This is a genomic window from Planctomycetia bacterium (assembly GCA_034440135.1).
GTDB lineage: Bacteria > Planctomycetota > Planctomycetia > Pirellulales > JALHLM01 > JALHLM01.
The window spans coordinates 1-18,025 of record JAWXBP010000072.1 but is presented as its reverse complement, the minus strand read 5'-3'; the positions used below and the strand labels follow the sequence as shown (position 1 = coordinate 18,025).

Annotated in this window: 13 protein-coding genes and 1 riboswitch; of the genes, 7 read left to right on the top strand and 6 right to left on the bottom strand. The window is 61.4% G+C overall.

The window, feature by feature from the left end:
- Positions 1-773: 773 nt before the first annotated feature.
- The 3 genes from SGJ19_03985 to SGJ19_03975 all read left to right on the top strand — a co-directional run bounded on the left by SGJ19_03985 (position 774) and on the right by SGJ19_03975 (position 3,625).
- A complete protein-coding gene (locus SGJ19_03985) occupies positions 774-2,237 on the top strand; it encodes a hypothetical protein (GenBank protein MDZ4779394.1) in 1,464 nt (487 codons plus the stop codon).
- A 174-nt stretch (positions 2,238-2,411) separates the two neighbouring features.
- Complete coding sequence (locus tag SGJ19_03980) at positions 2,412-2,687, top strand: hypothetical protein (protein MDZ4779393.1); 276 nt, start codon at positions 2,412-2,414, stop codon at positions 2,685-2,687.
- 599 nt (positions 2,688-3,286) lie between these two features.
- The gene (locus SGJ19_03975) at positions 3,287-3,625 is read left to right on the top strand and encodes a hypothetical protein (GenBank protein MDZ4779392.1); all 339 of its coding nucleotides are present in this window, start codon (positions 3,287-3,289) and stop codon (positions 3,623-3,625) included.
- Between the two features lie 124 nt (positions 3,626-3,749).
- Here the strand turns inward: SGJ19_03975 and SGJ19_03970 are convergent, their stop codons facing one another.
- From SGJ19_03970 to SGJ19_03955, 4 genes are all read right to left on the bottom strand, one after another.
- Complete coding sequence (locus tag SGJ19_03970) at positions 3,750-4,724, bottom strand: NAD-dependent epimerase/dehydratase family protein (GenBank protein MDZ4779391.1); 975 nt, start codon at positions 4,722-4,724, stop codon at positions 3,750-3,752.
- Positions 4,725-5,100: 376 nt separating this feature from the next.
- Entirely contained in the window at positions 5,101-6,570 is a 1,470-nt protein-coding gene (locus tag SGJ19_03965) for a DUF1501 domain-containing protein (GenBank protein ID MDZ4779390.1), read from the bottom strand.
- Between the two features lie 108 nt (positions 6,571-6,678).
- Positions 6,679-7,092 carry a hypothetical protein gene (locus tag SGJ19_03960; protein MDZ4779389.1) on the bottom strand — a complete coding sequence of 138 codons (414 nt, stop codon included), beginning with the start codon at positions 7,090-7,092 and terminating at the stop codon, positions 6,679-6,681.
- Positions 7,093-7,412: 320 nt separating this feature from the next.
- The gene (locus SGJ19_03955; protein MDZ4779388.1) at positions 7,413-9,632 is read right to left on the bottom strand and encodes a PSD1 and planctomycete cytochrome C domain-containing protein; all 2,220 of its coding nucleotides are present in this window, start codon (positions 9,630-9,632) and stop codon (positions 7,413-7,415) included.
- A 454-nt stretch (positions 9,633-10,086) separates the two neighbouring features.
- Here SGJ19_03955 and SGJ19_03950 point away from each other — a divergent pair, with 454 nt between their 5' ends.
- From SGJ19_03950 to SGJ19_03935, 4 genes are all read left to right on the top strand, one after another.
- Positions 10,087-12,387, top strand: coding sequence for a PPC domain-containing protein (locus tag SGJ19_03950; protein ID MDZ4779387.1), 2,301 nt, complete (start codon positions 10,087-10,089; stop codon positions 12,385-12,387).
- A gap of 63 nt (positions 12,388-12,450) precedes the next feature.
- Positions 12,451-14,925 carry a DUF1553 domain-containing protein gene (locus SGJ19_03945; protein MDZ4779386.1) on the top strand — a complete coding sequence of 825 codons (2,475 nt, stop codon included), beginning with the start codon at positions 12,451-12,453 and terminating at the stop codon, positions 14,923-14,925.
- A 107-nt stretch (positions 14,926-15,032) separates the two neighbouring features.
- Positions 15,033-16,394 (top strand): c-type cytochrome domain-containing protein, encoded by a 1,362-nt coding sequence (locus SGJ19_03940; GenBank protein MDZ4779385.1) that lies wholly within the window; start codon positions 15,033-15,035, stop codon positions 16,392-16,394.
- A 41-nt stretch (positions 16,395-16,435) separates the two neighbouring features.
- Positions 16,436-16,500: riboswitch (guanidine-III (ykkC-III) riboswitch) on the top strand.
- A gap of 31 nt (positions 16,501-16,531) precedes the next feature.
- The gene (locus SGJ19_03935) at positions 16,532-16,849 is read left to right on the top strand and encodes a multidrug efflux SMR transporter (protein ID MDZ4779384.1); all 318 of its coding nucleotides are present in this window, start codon (positions 16,532-16,534) and stop codon (positions 16,847-16,849) included.
- A gap of 16 nt (positions 16,850-16,865) precedes the next feature.
- Here SGJ19_03935 and SGJ19_03930 read toward each other — a convergent pair whose 3' ends face one another.
- Both SGJ19_03930 and SGJ19_03925 read right to left on the bottom strand, forming a co-directional pair.
- Entirely contained in the window at positions 16,866-17,369 is a 504-nt protein-coding gene (locus SGJ19_03930; protein MDZ4779383.1) for a CHRD domain-containing protein, read from the bottom strand.
- 136 nt (positions 17,370-17,505) lie between these two features.
- On the bottom strand, positions 17,506-17,946 hold the full coding sequence (locus SGJ19_03925) for a transcriptional repressor (protein ID MDZ4779382.1): 441 nt from the start codon (positions 17,944-17,946) through the stop codon (positions 17,506-17,508).
- Positions 17,947-18,025: the final 79 nt, after the last annotated feature.

The following is an 18,025-nucleotide window of genomic DNA, read 5'->3' as shown; positions in this document are numbered from 1 at the left end:
CCGTTGACAAGGCCCTAACTCCTCGTTGCAATAGAAGTTGCGGGGATGTTGCGCGCCTGGGCCCGGTTTTCTGGCGGCGATTCCTCGCGAGGTAACGGAACGCTCCCGCGGGCAAGCGGGCGGCGCCAGCTATTCTGAGGAGATTCGCCATGTCTTGGGCTGTCTCCGCGCTGGGTGCGAGAAGAGGCACTCGTCCGCGGCGCGTTCGGCACGCATTCACCCTGATCGAAGTCCTGGTCGCGACGGGCCTGACGCTCCTGCTCATGAGCACGGTAGCCGGCATCTTCGTGCTCGTCAGCAACAACATCTCGGACGCGCGCGCCACGATCGAAATGAGCGAATCGCTGCGCGCCACGCAGTTCACGCTCCAGAATGACCTCGCCGGCCTAACGGCCCGCGGGGCGCCGCCGCTCGATCCGGCGAACGGTTTGGGGTACCTGGAGATTATTGAAGGCCCGGTCGGGCCTTGCGGACCGGCGGACACCGTTCCCGTTGTGTACGGAGCGCCTCCAGAGTTTTCGTCCGAGGTTGGAAAGCCGTTGCCGACGCAATCGGACATCGATGAGGCCAACAACAAGGGCTTGTTATTCGGTTCCGACACAACCGTTGGCGACAACGATGATATCCTGCAATTCACGACGCGGTCGGAGGACACGCCCTTCACCGGGCGTGGGCCAATCCTCAGGCCAGGTGGAAGAATTCAACTCGTTGAGACGCAGTCGAACGTCGCCGAAGTTTCTTGGTTCTTGCGCGGGCGCACGCTTTATCGGCGCGTGTTGCTGGTCGACCCAACCTACGACGCCAGCATCTTCACCAACAACGGCGTTTGGGGCGATGCGAATCACAGCTATTACGAGATGAGTGATGTTTCAGTCCGCCAGACTGGCGGCCAATATGATCCTCAAGCATTCCCCGATACGTCGCAACCAGTGGGCTATCCCCGGCTCGTCGCGAACAGTTTGGGAGATTTGACTAAGCGAGAGAATCGATATGGCCATCCGCCCTTGATCATGTCGCCAGCCGGATTGACAACGAATTGGCCGCACGATGCCAGGATGTGGGGCGCCCTGAGATTACCGACGCTTCGTGAGTGTTCCGATCCCAGGTGGCCGCTTCCTTTTTACGCGTGGCTGCCGGCGAATTCGACGAATTTTGATTCGTACGGCGTTCCCGGCGAATCGTCAGTGCATACATCGGCGGGTGTGGTACTTCCAAGAGGCGTGCCCGTCCATCGAAACAAGAACCTATTTGATCGTCAACCAGTCGTGCGTTTCCCGACCAATGACAACAGCCGTCCAAGATTGAAGTTCGACCCGTGGCTGGAACCTCGCCAGTGGGAAGGAATTGATCCTGCCACGGGTGGCCTTACCTCCGGCACCGGCGCACCGGGGCAGGCGCAGCCGCCATTGATTTACAATGGTTCGCGCTTTTCCGACGACGTGATTTTAACGAACGTCGTCAGCTTTGATGTCAAGGTCTGGGATCCGGGCGCGCCAATTTTTCAGCGGCCACGACGCATCGGTGTGCAGGACGGTACTCCACCGGATTCCACGACAATCGGGCCGGGTGATCCCGCCTTCGTGCAGTGTTTGCGAGATTACCTCAGCGGAGTAAACAACAGTGCGCCCATCTCAACGGGTGCATTTGTCGATTTAGGCTGGGCAATTGATCCAAACTGGACACTGTTCAACGCCAACGACAGCATTGAAGCGCATTTGCTGTTTCCACCTCACGAAGCGAATCCACCAGGTACGAAACCCAATCTTCCAGATCCTCAATTTCACCGCGCTGGCAACCCGTTGTCAGCATTGTGGGGCGTTCCATCCGATCAGTCCGTGGCAGACCCCGACCCCGACTTGCGTGCACGCGTCTACGACACTGGTTCGTCGCACTACGAGAAGGATGGAGTTGCACAAGGGCCGATTCTTGTTCAACCTCGTCACTGGCCAGCTCAATATTACGATTGGCGAGTGAATAGTTGGTTGAACCCGGTAAAGCCGGTTCAAGTGCCTTCAGGGGATGAGCGCGGACCTGACGCGGCGACCGACGGTCTCGACAATTCTAACGTCAATACTCAACTCGTCGCCGTTGGCGGCATCGACGACCCCTCGGAGCGTGAAGCTCCGCCCCCGTACGATGCCGAAGTGAAAGCTATTCAGATCAAGATTCGCGTTTTCGAACCGGACTCGCGGCAAGTTCGTGAAGTGACCGTGGTGCAGGAGATGATCTCGCAGTAGGTCTCCGTTGCACGTCGGCAAGAATTCGGCACACTAGCCCTTAGCGCCAGCGAGGGGGAGTAGACGTCGATCGATGGTCCGCGTGTACTCCCCCTCGCTTGCGCGTCGGGCTAGTGTGCATGTTTTGAAATAGTGGCGCTGGTTCGTGCAAATGGACACGTTTCGGGCGGTGTGATGAATCACGTGAAGGACTTCGCGAGCTCGTTGCGGCATATCAACTGGGCCTATGGCCTGCTGCTCGTCGTGGGCGTGGCGTTTTTCATCACCGCGTGTTGCTACTTCGTGCTGGCCTTGCGCGATGTGCGGTCGGTGGAGATGCATTCCTCGGCCGGACCTGCGCGTTCGGCGCTGATGGATTTCATCGACGCGCACGGCGTCAAACTCATGACCGGCGAAATCGCCCTCCTGGCGGTACTGACTGTGACGGCCATTGCGACGGATCGGAAGTAAACGGTCCATCGGTCAATCTCCTACTAACCCGACGCGCCAGCGAGGGGGAGCGGGCTTTGAATTGAGTACAGCGTGTACTCATGGACAACGTCGACTCCCCCTCGCTTGCGCGTCGGGCTAGTATTTCGGAGATTCGGCTAGTCGTGACCCCAAGTGTCCGCCCCCATCCTCTGAGTGGTGAGCGAAGAATAACCATTCTGTTCATGCGACTTCTGCCGATTGCGCCACCGGCGACTTACGCGCCGTACGTTAAACGCCTGTTGAGTAACGCGTACCCCGGCGGGGGCACAACTTCTACAATCGCTATGCGCGTCACGTCTTGATCGCCTTGAATATAATTTTCGGTCGACGCGCGAAGTTGAGCTAAAGTTGTTTATCGGCGGGAACGACAGCGCGGATTTCCGCGTCGGAGTTTCCAGGGCCGATGACGTAGCGGGATTGGAATGACCGCGTTCGCGGCAGTTCTTGTCCAATGCCAAACCCGTGCGTCAGGCAGGCGGCGAGATTTCGGAACAGATCTAAACGGGCTCAGACCTGACCCCAGGTCGGCCGGCCGCGAAGAACTTGTAGGGCTTATTACCGCTGAGAAGGGGAACATCATGTTGACTTGCCAGGACCTGGCCAATTGCATTGAGAACCTGCAACCGGACGCGTTGCCCCGGGACGTGGCGCGGCTCTGTCTGCTGCTCGCGAATCATGTCGGCAACTTGGACGACCTCGGCGACAGCGGCCGCCTCACGCAAGCCTGGCAGGAGATGGGCCTCCGTCTCCAAGCCGCGACGGATCAACATGCGGCCATGACCGAAGAGCTGGAAACCCTCGCCAGTTCCGATCCGGAGAAATTCTCCCCGGAACAAGTCTGGGTCTTGATCCGCGCGATCAAAGTCCAAAGCCAGGTGCTGCAGCTCTACGTCGGCCAACCGGCGATTGACGTGTAATTCGTTTGCGTCGATTCGATCACTCGTCTGTAGCCGAGGACTTTGACCTCGGGGAGAAGGCGTTGCCAAGCCGCGCGCCGTCGTTGCGCACGCGTCGTTCTCTCCGCTACCGAGGCACGACGCTTTAGCGCTTCGACGCCACGACTTCGCGGATGATCTCGTCGAGCGGCGTCGCCGGGAGTTGGCCAATCACGCCGCGCAGTTTGTCGAGGCACGGAACCCGTGCGCGGACGTCCTCAAAATCCGCCGGAAATGCTTCCGCGTAGCTTTGGAACGCGATGCCGGCCGCCGGGTTGGCGATTGCTCGCACGCGTTCCGCCAAATCCAGAATGCTGATCGGCTGGTCGCTGCCCAAGTTGAACACTTCGCCGACGGCGCGGGGTTCCCGCATTAAGGCCAAGACCATTTGCACGACGTCGCGCACGTGCGCGAAGCAACGGGTTTGCCGGCCGTCGTCGTGGACGATCAGCGGCCCGCCGGCGAGCGCGGCGTCGACGAGTCGCGGAAGCACCATGCCGTATTGTCCCGTCTGGCGCGGGCCGACGACGTTGAAAAACCGCGCCACGACGACCGGTAGGCCGTGTTGCCGAAAATAGGCGAGCGCCAGGAACTCGTCGATCGCCTTCGAGACGCCGTACGACCATCGAGCCCGGGTCGTGGGGCCGAACACCAGGTCGTCTTCCTCATTCCACTCCGGCTTGGGATTTTTACCGTAAACCTCGCTGGTACTGGCGAGGAAGAGTTTGACCTTCGCCCCGGCTTCCTGCCGCCGGCGCAGCTCCGCGAGCAAAATCTCCGTCAGATAGACGTTGGCCTCGATCGTATGAATCGGGCTGCTGGCGATGAGTTGCACGCCGACCGCCGCGGCCAGGTGATAAACCTCGTCGACATCGGCCACGAGGCGTCGAGTCAACTCGCGATCGGCGAGCGTCCCGCGATGGTAGGTGAAGGTTGGATTCCCCAAGAGCGGTGCGAGATTGCTGGCCGAGCCGGTCGATTCGTCATCCACGGCGGTGACGCGATCACCCCGAGCGACGAGCGCCTGGGCCAAGTGACTGCCAATAAACCCGGCGCCGCCGGTGATGAGGATTCTTTGCACGTGGTCGAACTAGAAATCGAGAAGATGGCGACTCAAGAAGACGAGGCTGCTAAGGGTAGCACCTCATCCAGCTTCCGACGATAGTCATCCCTGTCGAGCACTTCGATGCACACAATGTTTCCTTCCACAACATCGAGGATGAGATATCCCGTGCAACAAGAGAGCATGACGTTCCGGTGCGGCTCTTTCCAACCATTTGTCGGACGAAGCACAGTATAGATCGTCGCGCAAGAAGTACACCCGCACCTGCAACGGTCAACAATCTGTAGCTGCGGCACCTGCTCCGCGAGTTCGGGTTCTCCTTCCTCGACAAGCAGAGTTCGCAATTCCTCCGCCAACGCAGGAATTGCGCCTTTAAGAAATGGTTTAGTCATGACTACGCCAGCAACTCATGCAATACCGTCCCGCTCACATCCGTCAAACGCATGTCGCGGCTCATGTGGCGGTAGGTGAGGCGGAGATGATCGAGGCCCAGCAGGTGCAGGCACGTCGCGTGCAGGTCCGGCAATGAGACGCGGTTTTCGACGGCCGCGTAGCCGAATTCGTCCGTGGCGCCGTAGGTCATGCCGCCTTTCACGCCGCCGCCGGCCAGCCACATCGTGAAGCCGCGCGGGTTGTGGTCCCGGCCCACCGAGCCTTGGTTCGTCGGCATGCGACCGAACTCGCCGCCCCAGATGACGAGCGTCTCATCGAGTAGCCCGCGCTGTTTGAGATCCGTGAGCAGCCCGTAGATGGGCCGGTCGATCTCCGGGCAATGCAGGTCCATGTTCTCCTTGATGCCGAAGTGGGCGTCCCAGCTTTCTTGTTGATGCCCGCCGCCGGAGTAAAGCTGGATGAACCGCACGCCTTGCTCGACCATTCGCCGGGCCATCAGGCATTGCTTGCCGAAATACGAGCTGACCGGCTGGTCGATGCCGTAAAGCTGGTGCGTTTCCGCGGTCTCTTGCTCGATGTCGATCACTTCCGGCGCGGCCATTTGCATTCGATACGCCAACTCGTAGCTGGCGATCCGCGCCGCCAAATCCAATTCGCCGGGATGTTCAGCGAGATGTTCTTCATTGAGCTTCGCGAGCAGCTTCAATCGCGCAAGCTGTTGTTCCGGCGAGATGTTGCTCGGCGGTTTGAGATCGACGATCGGATCGCCCTGGCTCCGGAGCGGCGTGGCCTGGTACGCGGCTGGCAGGAAGCCGGACGACCAATTCTGCGCGCCGCCGATCGGACCGCCACGATGATCCCACATCACGACGAACGCCGGCAGGCGATCGGTCTCCGCGCCGAGCCCATACGTAACCCAGGAACCCATCGAGGGCCGCCCGGGAATCAGGAACCCGGTGTTCATCTGGAAGAGCGCCGGGGCATGGTTGTTCGATTCGCAGTACATCGAACGGATCACGCACAAATCGTCGGCGCACTTGGCGATCTCGGGAAACATGTTCGAGACGGTCAGGCCAGACTCGCCATACTTGGCGAACGTGTACGGCGTTTTGAACGCGGTCGGCTTGGTGTCACCGAAGAAGGCGTCCTCGGCCTTGAAGACCGGGATTGGCTGCCCGTGCCAGGTTTCGAGTTCCGGCTTGGGATCGAACGTATCGACCTGGCTCGGCCCGCCGTAAAGAAAAAGAAAGATCACGCTCTTCGCCTTCGGCGCATGATGCGGCGGCCGCGGCGCGAGGGGATTGAGCGCTGCGCGGTCATCGGCCGCGAGCTTGCCCTCTCGACCGAGCAAATATTGCAAGCCCAGCGAGGCAAAGCCGCCGCCGGTGGTTTGCAGGAATTTGCGCCGGTTCCAGATCGTGGGCCATTGGCCCCAGTTGCAGCGTTGGGAGTTGGATTGATTGTTTGACATGAAAATGCTGGAATTGCGTTGCGTTTGAGTAGTCGCTCGTCATGGTCGCCTTTCGCTCCGCGAAAGAGCGCCCTTTCGCGGAGCGAAAGGCGACTGTGGCGATTTGTTCTACGTGCGTGTTCGCATTGACGGCGATTGGGGCTGCGACGTTAGATTTGCTCGGATGTTTTCCACCAACTCGCGGATTGCCTCTCGATTGCTGAAGTAGACGAGAGTGACTTCTTGTAGTGCGGCGTCACCTGCTACGGGGCGTGAGATGAATTGCAGCATGTCAGCAGCATTGCTTTCCGTGCAGCCTTCATCTTCCCAGGAAGTCTTAGCATTGACGTCGCGGAAGATAAGATGCTCTTCACGATCTCGCCGCATCATTAAATGAAAGTGTTGTCCGCGGTGCATGAATCCATCTGCGTCGTCCACGACCACGCACTGCGGCCAAAGAGCCACTGAGCGCTCAACGGTTATGGACAAGGCGTCCAATTCCGCTGGAACGGCAAAGATCACGTCGGTTCCGCCGATTTCCATAGTTCGACCCTCCCACAAAATCGTTGACGCGTCACATCTACAGTGTAGTCGGTTGGAGAATAAAAAACGTACTCACCGCGTCCGCCACTTAATCCCTTGAGATCACTCACGTCGGCAAAAGCGAATACGTACGCCCGTTTCCACCGCGGTATGGCCAACTTGAATAGTCGTGGAAACTGCGGATTTTTCGTAGTAAAGTAAGCGCCAATCGGTCGCCCTCCCGGCGGCTGCCCGGCCAAGAAAGTCCAGGCGATCTGTGACGAGATAGCCTTGAAACCAGCCTCGTCGGTGTAATGAAACATAACCTGTTCGGCCACTTGCTACTCCACATACACAAACTCATTCGCATTGAGCAGCACATGGCAAAAGTCCGCCAGCGCTCGTTCCGCCGCGACGTTCGCGCGGTCGGCTTCGTAAACCGAGGCGTCGTCCTTTAGCCTAGCTACGTGCTGCTCGGTCTCGGCTTGAACGAATTCCACGGCCGCGGCCCGTTGCCCGTCTGTCACGGGGCGTTGGAAGGCGAGCCAGTAGGCGCGGTCGATTTGGGCTGGCAGTTCCGCGCCGGCCTCGCGGCGCAGCCGCTGGGCCATCAAGAGCGCCTGGTCGTTACCGAAGACGTTGTTCATCAGTTGCAGCGACTGCGTCGGCACCGTCGTCACTAAGCGACGGTCGCAGGTCGTGGTCGCGTTCGGGGCGTCAAAGCCTTCGAGCATGGGCACCAGCACCGAGCGTTTGACGAACACGTACACGCTGCGGCGCCATTGCTCGGGGCCTTCTTTTTCCACGACGGGCCATTTGCTCGTCGAGCCCGTGGCGATGACGCTCGGGTCGATCCGCGGATGGACGCCGGGGCCGAACATTTGCGTGTTGAGCGTGCCCGCAACGGAGAGAATCGTGTCGCGAATCACCTCGGCTTCGTTGCGCTTGAGCGGGAAGCGCCACAACCAAACGTTCTGCGGATCGTGCTTGGACTTTTCCACGTCCTGCACGGAGGCCTGGCGATACGTGCTCGAGAGCATGATCTGCCGATGCAGCGGCTTCATGCGCCAGCCGCCGGCGACGAACTCGCTAGCCAGCCAATCAAGTAACTCCGGATGCGTGGGGCGCTCGCCACGCACGCCATAGTCGCTGGGCGTGCGGACCAGCCCTTGGCCGAAGTGATAGTGCCAGATGCGGTTGGCCATCACCCGCGCGGTGAGTGGGTTCTCCGGCCGCGCAAGCCAATGCGCCAATGTTGCGCGTCGACCCGTCGAAGCGGCGTGTTCCGGCGATTCGGGGAATTGCACCGGCAGCGTTTCCAGCACGCTCAACACGCCTGGCTCGACGACGTCGCCTTTCATGTGCGGCTCGCCGCGCAACAACACGTGCGTCTCGCGCGGGTTGCGGCCGATATCCTGAACGCACATCACGTCGTCGACCATCTCCCGTTCCATGCTGTTGAACACGGCCAGCATGCGGTAATAGTCGCGCTGCGGGATGGCGTCGTACTTATGGTCGTGGCAGCGAGCGCAACCGACGGTCAGCCCCATGACGACGGCGCTCGTTGTCGAGACGACGTCGTCCAACTCGTCGAGGCGAATCTTTTCGTTCTTCTGGTTGTCGATCGTCGGCCCGTTTCGCAGGAACGCCGTAGCGATGAGCGCGTCTTGATTGCCCGGCGCGATTTCATCGCCGGCGATCTGTTCTTCGATGAACCGATCGTAGGGCTTGTCTTCGTTGAAGGAGCGAATCACGTAGTCGCGATACTTGTACGCCTGCGGCCGGTCCATATCGAACTCGAAGCCGTCCGAGTCGGCGTACCGCGCGACATCCAGCCAGTGCCGACCCCAACGTTCGCCGTAGTGCTCGCTCGCCAGGAGTCGATCGATCAGTTTTTCGTAGGCGTCCGGCGATTCATCCGCTAGGAATGATTGCACTTCCTCCGGCGTCGGCGGCAGGCCGATCAAGTCGAACGTGGCGCGGCGAACGAGGGCTAACTTCGTCGCTTCCGGCGACGGGCTTAGTTCGGCTTGGTCCAAACCGGCCAAGACGAAGGCGTCGATCGCATTGCGCACCCAGTCGGGGTTGGAAACGCTGGGCGGCTCGTGACGCACGACGGGCAGATAGGACCAATGAGCGCGATCTTCATCGCGGATTTTTTTTTCCGCCGAGGCGAGCGACGCCGGCAGGCTGTCGATCCATTTGGCGAGCGTGGCGATTTCGGTCGCATTCAATTGTCCTTCGGGCGGCATGTGCGGGTCGCCGTCCAGCTGGACGAAGCGATGCACCATACTCTCGGCGGCGCGGCCCGGAGCGACGGCCGGCCCGGAGACGCCTCCTTTCAACGCGCCGGCCAGGCTGGAGAGGTCCAACTCGTGTTCCGGGGCGTCGGCGTTGTGGCAATCCGCGCAGTGCCGTTCCAGAATTGGGGCGATGTCGCCGGTGAACGCCTGTTCCAGCGCGGCGCGATCGATCTCGTCGGCTGCCCAGGCCATTACTGGCGCGCACCCAGCGCCGAGTAACACCCAACAGAACACTGCGCCAGTCTGCAGTTTTCGCATCACGCGTTCATCCATCGTGAGGATCAAAACACGCGGCTGAGCGGATCTCGACGCCACGCCCTTCGATTATGTCCGTCAGCCGGCGTTAAGTCGAGTTCGTGGGGGAACCTTGGAATTGACACCGATTTCGCCAAGCCCAGGGAAGGCCACCGATGTCGTTGGTGATAGAGAAGTCTCCGAGGCCTTCCCTGGGCTTATTGCTTAACGGCCGCGGCCCGCCGAACAACCCTCCAGAGGGGGCATTGCATTGACTTTCGTTGATATCACGGTTACCGTCAGGGCTACCTGGAGGAGATTTCGCCCGTCGGCGTCCCTTGGCTGAGTTTGCGGAACAGCTGCCGAGAGACGAACGATTGTCGCCGGGCGACAACTTCTCCCACCCGCCTGAACGCCTACCTGACTGTTCCGTCGTTTTTTCGCGCCCGCCCTGACCGTTTTTCGATCGGAGTGCCTGATGAGCCTCGCGCGCCCTTTCTGCTGCGCTATCGTCGGCTTATCGCTCGTGTGCGGGGCGGCGTTCGGCGATCCGCCGACGCTGACGCACACGATGCCGCTGGCGGTCCAGCCGGGCGTCACGACCGATGTCACGCTCCACGGCGGCGCACTCGCCGGCAGCACTGGGGTTTGGACGAGCTTCGCGGCTACGCAGACGCTAACGCCCGACGTCGCGGAGAATGGCACGCAACCTGCGCAAGTTTCGTACCGCTTGGACGTCCCGCCGGAAACGCCGGTCGGAATCGCGGGCCTACGAATCGGGACCACCGAGGGGATTTCCAACCTGCGGCTGATCATGGTCGATGATTTGCCGAGCGTCGCCGAGAACAATCAGAACAATACCTTTGACGTCGCGCAAACGCTCTCGTTCCCCATCGCCGTGGATGGCAAGATCGACGCGGAACAATCGGACTACTATCGCATCCATGCGACAGCTGGCGCCCGGATCACCGTCGAAGCCGTGGCGCGACGGCTTGGCTTCGCGCTCGATCCAGTCGTTCGACTTTTAGATGCCGCGGGACGCGAATTGGTTTACGCCGACGACGACCCCAGCCTGGGTCCAGATTGTCGGTTCGCGTTCGATGTGCCGGCCGAAGGGGATTACACGCTGGAGATTCGCGACATTCGCTACCAAGGGGGCGACGCGCATCGCTACCGCTTGCGGATTGGTAATTTCCCGCTGGTGTCGACCACGTTTCCGCTCGCCGCTCGCAAAGGTCGTGAATCGCAACTCGAAGCAGCCGGGAATTCCATCGCCGGGATGGGCCCAATGACCTTGGCGCTCGCGGCCGATTGTTCCAACTCCGCCGTGCCGATGGGCGTGAAGCTTCCGGACGGCGCCGGTTCGACGGCTGTCATGGTGGCGTCGAGCGATTGGGATGAGTTCGTCGAGACCGAGCCGAACGATGCGCTCGACGCTTCGAACGCGGTGGCATTGCCCGGCGCGATCAACGGCCGCATGAATTCCGCGCGCGATCGCGACCGGTTCATGTTTCATGCCGCCGCCGGAACGCGCTACACCTTAAGGCTCCAAACGCGGAGTCTCGGCTCGCCCGCCGATTTATCGGTGCGGATTCTGAACGCCGACGGCGGGACGATCGCGGAACTGGAAAACTCCGGTGGCGGCGATCGGGAATTGGAATTTCAGTCGCCGGCGGATGGCGACTATCGCATCGTCGTTGACGAGCTCTATCGTCGCGCTGGGCCGGAGTTTACGTACCGCGTGGAAGTCATTCCGTTCGAGCCCGGCTTCACGCTGACGGCCGAAGCCGATAAATGGGATGTCCCGCGCGGCGGAGTGCTGGTCACGAAGGTCACGTCCGCGCGCAAGGAATACAACGGTCCGATCACGCTAGCGCTTGAAGGTCTCGGGGATGGCGTGCAGCTTGCCGGTAACGTGATCGCTGAGGGTCAGAACGAAACAAATTTGCAAATCACACTGCCCCCGTCCATCGAACCGGGCCGGTTTACGCCGGCGCAGATCGTGGGCCGCGCGGAACTGGGCGGTAAGGCGCTGGCCGTCGTCGCGCAGACGCGGCCGCTGCTGACCGCCGCCTTTAATGGACTGGCCTATCCGCCCGCGGCGCTCAACGGCGTGCTGGGCTTGGGCGTCGGGCCGGTGTTTCCCGACTTTTTCAAACTCGCGCTCGACCGCGAAAGCATCGCCTTCCCGCGCTTGGTCGGCGCGAGCACGTTCACGATCAAGAGCGAGCGGCTGAACGGATTCGAGGATGGCATCGCGTTATCGTTGGAAGGGCTGCCGCCGGGCGTGACCGCCGATATCAAGCCGCTGGAAAAGGGACAGAGCGAGGTTGCCGTCGTGCTCACCGGACCCGCGCTGCTGAGTGATACGCCCTATCCGCTGCAACTCGTGGGTCAGGCCACGTTCCGCAATCAGCCGCAGAGAATTGTGCTGGCCGACGTGCCGTTCCAGGTGGTCGATCCGTTGCAAGCCCGTGGAGAACAGGCCGCGCCGTTGACGGCTGGCGCATCGTCTCCCTTGAAGGTGCAGATCACGCGCTTTGGCGACGCCGCGCCGGTGCGCGTTTCGCTCACCAACTTGCCGCCAGGCGTGACATCTTCGGGTGAGGTAACCGTTGCCGCTGATCAGCAAGAAATCGAGTTGCCGTTAACGGCCACGGACGAGGCTGCGGCCGGCGCCTTCGACGGCGTAGCGCTGATCGCCGCCAGTGAAGTCAAAGGCCAGGCGGTTGTCACACGTACGCCAATCACGATCACCGTAGCTGCGAAAACAGAATAGTTCGTCCGCTTCGTCCTGCTCGAATGTTTTCGGGCCTGTCCGCCAGAATCGAAGGATGCCCACATGCGACGATGCACGCGTTCCGTCCTGAAGGTCACTGCGATTGCCTGCTGCGGCGCCATGCTGTCGCTGGCGCTCGTGGCGACGACGCATGCCGACGAAACGGCGGCGACGCTGGACGACGTGGCGCGGATTGAGGTTTTTCCGCCACAAATTAAGCTGGAATCCGCGCGGCGTGCGATGCATCTCGTGGTCACCGGCGTGAACGCCGCGGGACAAACGCGCGATCTCACGGACGTCGCCACGTTCGAATCCACGAACCCCGCGATTGCGACGATTGATCAGGGCATCGTCCGTCCGGTTGCGGATGGCGTCGCGGATATCCGAGTTACCGTCAATGGCCAAGAAACACTGGTTCCCGTCGAGGTGCTGGGGCAGGCCGCCCGGGAGCCAGTTTCTTTTCAATACGGCGCCTTAGTCGCGCTCTCCAAGCAAGGCTGCAACTCCGGCGCTTGCCATGGATCTCCCAGCGGCAAGGGGGGCTTTCGGCTGTCCCTGCGAGCCTACGACGCGGCGCTCGATATCTACACATTGACGCAGGAAGATCATCAGCGTCGCGTGAATCTGCTGGAACCGTCGAATAGCCTCGTCCTGCAAAAACCGACGATGGCCGTCACGCATGGCGGCGGGCAAAAGCTTCAGCCAAGCGATCCGGCCTATGCGTTGCTGCATGATTGGATTGCCGAAGGCGGACGCGTCGATACTCCAGAACGCCCGCGCTGCGTGCGAATCGAAGTCTATCCGCCCGCCCGCACGCTGCACTATCCGGCGACGACGCAACAAATCATCGCGCTGGCCCATTTTTCGGATGGCTCGGTCCGCGATATCACCGACGTGGCCGTGTATTCCAGCTCCGACGAAGCGGTGGCTTCGGCCGACGTCCGCGGCCAGGTGCAAGCCAAGGATCGCGGCGAAGCGGCGATTCTCGTTCGCTATTTGGAGCACATGGAAACGTCGCGGATGACGTTCCTGCGGGACGTGGAAGGCTTCGCCTGGAACGATCCCAAGGAAAACAACTTTGTCGACCAGCATGTGTTCGACAAGCTGCGCCTGATGCAGATTCTGCCGTCCGATCTTTGCACCGACGACGAGTTCATCCGCCGCGCCCATCTGGACGTGGTCGGCGAATTGCCCACGCCGGAGGAAACCCGCGCGTTCTTGTCCGATCCCAATCCTTGGAAGCGCAGCCACTTGATCGACGCGCTCCTGGAGCGTCCAGAATACTCGCAGTTCTGGGCACTGAAATGGGGAGACCTGCTCAAGCTCGGCAACAAGCGAGTTTCCCAGGCGGGCGTACACAAGTTCCATCATTGGCTCGTGAGCGCCGTCGCGCGGAACATGCCGTACGATGAATTCGCCCGCGAGTTGCTGACTGCGTCCGGCAGCACATTCGCCAACCCTGCTGCGAATTACTATCGCACGGCGACGGACACCAACGAATGCACTGAAACCACTTCGCAAGTTTTCTTGGGCGTGCGTATCCAATGCGCCAAGTGCCACAACCATCCGTTCGAGCGGTGGACGCAGGACAACTACTACGGCATCGGCGCGTTCTTTCATCGCGTCGCGCGCAAGTCCGGTTCCGTGCCGGACGAGTTGGTGGTCTTCGCTTCGCGCAGCGGTGAGATCGTGCAGCCGCGGACCGGCAAGCAGATGCCGCCGTGGTTGCCGCTCGTCGGCGACGCGCAAGTGCCGGACGACGAGGATCGCCGCCAGGCGTTCGCCGAATGGTTGACGCGCCCAGAGAATCCGTTCTTTGCCCGCGTGGCGGTGAATCGCATCTGGGGACACCTGATGGGGCGCGGCATCGTGGAGCCGGTCGACGATTTCCGCGACTCGAATCCGCCGGCCAACGCACCGCTGCTGGATGCGCTGGCCGAGGATTTCGCCGCCCACGGTTTCGACTGGAAGCACACGCTGCGGACGATTCTCAACAGCCGCACGTACCAACTCAGCTCGCGGACGAACTCTTTCAACGCGCAAGACGTGAAGTACTCGTCCCACACCGCGACGCGCCTGCAAACCGCGGAGCAATTGCTCGACGCCATCTGCCAGGTAACCGGCGTACCGGAAAAATACCCTGGGTTGCCCGCTGGCATCCGCGCTACGCAATTGCCCAGCCCGGACGTCGATCATCCGTTCCTGAAAACCTTTGGCCAGCCCGCCCGAGAGACCGCCTGCCAATGCGAGCGCGGCGCCGATTCGAATCTCTCGCAGGCATTGCAACTCATTAACGGCCCGTTGGTCCACGCGAAGTTGAAGGACGAGCACAATCGTTTCCGGACCCTCGTGGCCGCTGGCAAGAGCGATCGCGCCATCGTCACCGAGTTGTATCTGTCCGCGTTCAGTCGTCCGCCCAGCGAACAGGAATTGGCCGTCGCCGACCGGCACATCGCCGCCAGTGGAGATCGCCTTGCCGCTCTGGAAGATCTTTGTTGGGCGGTGATCAACGCGAATGAGTTTTTATTTCAGCACTAGGAAGTAGGTGGAGTAGGTAGTAGGTGGAGTAGTTTTCACTCGGCCTTCTACCAACTACTTTACCTACCAACTACTTCACCTACTCCCCCCACTGCCATTCCGATTCCATGCGCCACTTCCTTTGCTTGATTCCCGTTGCGGCGCTCTGGGTTTCGCCGTCCTTCGCGGCCGACGTCTCGTTTAAGAATGAGATTGCGCCGATTCTGGCCGCGCGGTGCGCCGGCTGTCACGGCGGGGCCGAGGCGAAGGCGGGATATCGAGTGAACTCCTTCACCGCGATGCTCTCGCCCGGCGAGACGGAATCCGATCCTTTGACAGCTGGCGATCCCGACGCGAGCTACTTACTGGAATTGATCGAAAGCGATGACGCAGACGCGCGCATGCCGAAGGAAGCCGAGGCGCTGCCGGCCGAGCAGCGGGCGCTGATTCGGCGCTGGATCGAGGAAGGGGCGAAGTTCGATGGGCCCGACGCCAAGGCCGCGCTGCAATCGTATCTACCCCAAGTGACGCACGCCGCGCCACCGGAAGCGTATCGCTTTGCCTTGCCGATTACCGCCGTGGCCATCTCTCCCAATGGTCAGGAAGTCGCAGCCAGCGGCTACCATGAAATCACGATCTGGAACGCGGCGGACGGCAAACTGTTACGACGGATCCCGAATGTCGCCGAGCGCACGCTGGGCCTGGCCTATTCCGCCGACGGTGCGATGTTGGCCGCTGCCGGCGGCGCGCCGGGCGTTTCCGGAGAGCTGCGTGTCTACAATCCGGCAGATGGCGCGCTGGTGCGCGAAGTCGGCCGTTTCGCGGACACCGCCTTCGCCGTGACGTTCAATCCGGACGGCACGAAACTCGCCGTGTCCGGCGCGGATCGCGCGATCCGTGTGTATCAAGTCGCCGATTGGAGCGAAGCGACGACCATCGAGGACCACGCCGATTGGGTGACGGCGATTGCCTTTAGCCCCGACGGAGCGCGGATCGCCTCGGGCAGTCGAGATAAGACCTCGAAGTTGTTCGACGTCGCGACCGGCGATGCGCTGGCGACGTACCCGAACTACGGCGACGCGGTTTACGGCGTGGCATTCAGCGCCGACGGCGCTCAGGTGATTGCCGGCGGGCGCGCCGGAAGGATGGATTTCTGGAACGCCGCGGACGGCGTGCGCGCCGCCGAGGTTGCTGTCGGAGGGGAGATTCAACGCATCCTGGCTGCCGGCGGTCAGATTTTCACCGTGGCCTCCGACTCGCACGCGCGGCAGTTCAAGGCCGACGATCGCGCCGCGGTGCGGACCTATGCGGGCCACAGCGACCGGCTGCAATCGGCGGCGTTTGACCCGGCCGCGAATCGGCTCGTGACGGGATCGATCAACGGCGAAGTGCGCGTTTGGAACACGGCCGACGGCACGCAAGTGACATCGTTCATCGCCGCGCCGGGTTTCGTCACAGAGACCGCTCAAGTGCAGGCTGCGGCAAAATAAACGCCGTGCGGTTGACCTGAACCGTTCGTACGCTAAGATTCTCGCGGTCGAACTCATCGGCCCCGGACGAGATGCGCCGTACCCGGTGATGCGAAGACGACGCTCCCCAAGCTTCCTTGCTTTAGGAGTGTCGTGGTATGGCCTGGATTCTCTTGATCATCGCCGGATTGTTGGAGGCTGGTTGGGCGGTCGGTCTCAAGTTCACCGACGGCTTCACCCGGCCGATCCCCAGTCTGCTCACGATCGCGGGCATTGCCACAAGCATGGTCCTGCTGTCGCTCGCGACGCGCGAGATTCCGATCGGCACGGCCTACGTCGCCTGGGTCGGCATCGGCGCGCTCGGCGCGTCGATCCTCGGGATGTTCCTGTTCGACGAGCCGCGCCACGCGCTGCGGTTTCTCTTCCTCGGCCTGCTGGTCGTCGCCGTGGTTGGTCTGAAAGTGACCAGCAGGTAGTCACAGCGCAGGATCGCTATTTCCTGCGCCAGAGCGCGAGCGCCACGAAGCCTAAACCAGCTAAGACAAGCGAGGTTGGTTCCGGCACAGGCTGGCCGATTTGCCCGCGAATCGCGCCGCCGGTGAAGGAGTTGTTGTGCAGGTTGACGTAGAACCCGGTCGGGTTGGCCAACAGGTTCGCCAGGTCAGCATCAACTTTTCCGCTGCCAGTCAGCTGTGCATCGAAATCGATCTTCACCGAGCCATTTGTGCCAGCCGGAGATTCGTGGATGTGGGCTCCGATCAGCGGGAACTCGATGTTTTCGGCAGTGATGTTCCAATCGATCGACAGCGCTTCGGAATCGACCCACAGTTGCGCGAAACCGGTGCCGTCGAGATCGCCTTTGTCCGGATTGCCGCTGGAGTCGACTTCCTGATGGCCGTCGAGCAGCACCTCATATTTCACAATGGCGGCCTGGCCGTGGGTCGACCAAGTCAACAACGCTACGACGGCGCACGCCAGCGACATCATGCGTTTCATGGGGCAACTCCTGGTGAATAGAGGGGGCAGTTCGCCAAACCAGTGGCGGGAGCGCCTTTCAAGGCGCAGCGCTATCGCCAAAATTACGGTTGCCAGCCACGGCCGGATTCGAGATTCGGCCGTTCCTTCAGAAATTCTACGAGCAGCGCCCGCAGTGCCCGCGGAGGAGAACTTCCGTCACGTCGCTGATCCCTGAACGCTTGGTGCCGGGCGACGGAGAAATATTCACCTGCACGTCCGGGAGGCAGGAGACCTCGCCGCAATCGACGCACACGAAATGCGGGTGCTCGTTGTCGTGATCGTGGCCGGGTCGGCGCATCTCGAAGCGCCAGACATGGTCGCCCAGTTCGGTGCGCGAAACCAACCCGGCTTCGGTCAAATCGATCAGGTTGCGATAGGCGGTGGCCCGATCGAAGCCCATCGGTTCCAGGATCTCCGCGATCTCGGCGTGGCTTCTCGGTGCTCGCGCCTGACTGAGATGCTCCAGCACGGCAATTCGGGCGGCGGTGCTGCGCAGCCCGGCTCCGCGCAACGCTTGGCGATATTCGTCAACGCCCGCGACCGCCCTAGGCTTCATTTTCCCCATAATTCGAGAATACCACACGTCTGACGACCGGTATACGGTCGACCGACGCGTCAAACTCGCTAGCTGAGCG

What these genes read in the sequence shown, in the direction of transcription:
- SGJ19_03980 (MDZ4779393.1), top strand. Translation starts at nt 2,412, where the DNA reads ATGAATCACGTGAAGGACTTCGCGAGCTCGTTGCGGCATATCAACTGG.
- SGJ19_03975 (MDZ4779392.1), top strand. Translation starts at nt 3,287, where the DNA reads ATGTTGACTTGCCAGGACCTGGCCAATTGCATTGAGAACCTGCAACCG.
- SGJ19_03965 (MDZ4779390.1), bottom strand. Translation starts at nt 6,570, where the DNA reads ATGTCAAACAATCAATCCAACTCCCAACGCTGCAACTGGGGCCAATGG.
- SGJ19_03960 (MDZ4779389.1), bottom strand. Translation starts at nt 7,092, where the DNA reads ATGGAAATCGGCGGAACCGACGTGATCTTTGCCGTTCCAGCGGAATTG.
- SGJ19_03955 (MDZ4779388.1), bottom strand. Translation starts at nt 9,632, where the DNA reads ATGCGAAAACTGCAGACTGGCGCAGTGTTCTGTTGGGTGTTACTCGGC.
- SGJ19_03950 (MDZ4779387.1), top strand. Translation starts at nt 10,087, where the DNA reads ATGAGCCTCGCGCGCCCTTTCTGCTGCGCTATCGTCGGCTTATCGCTC.
- SGJ19_03945 (MDZ4779386.1), top strand. Translation starts at nt 12,451, where the DNA reads ATGCGACGATGCACGCGTTCCGTCCTGAAGGTCACTGCGATTGCCTGC.
- SGJ19_03940 (MDZ4779385.1), top strand. Translation starts at nt 15,033, where the DNA reads ATGCGCCACTTCCTTTGCTTGATTCCCGTTGCGGCGCTCTGGGTTTCG.
- SGJ19_03935 (MDZ4779384.1), top strand. Translation starts at nt 16,532, where the DNA reads ATGGCCTGGATTCTCTTGATCATCGCCGGATTGTTGGAGGCTGGTTGG.
- SGJ19_03930 (MDZ4779383.1), bottom strand. Translation starts at nt 17,369, where the DNA reads ATGAAACGCATGATGTCGCTGGCGTGCGCCGTCGTAGCGTTGTTGACT.
- SGJ19_03925 (MDZ4779382.1), bottom strand. Translation starts at nt 17,946, where the DNA reads ATGAAGCCTAGGGCGGTCGCGGGCGTTGACGAATATCGCCAAGCGTTG.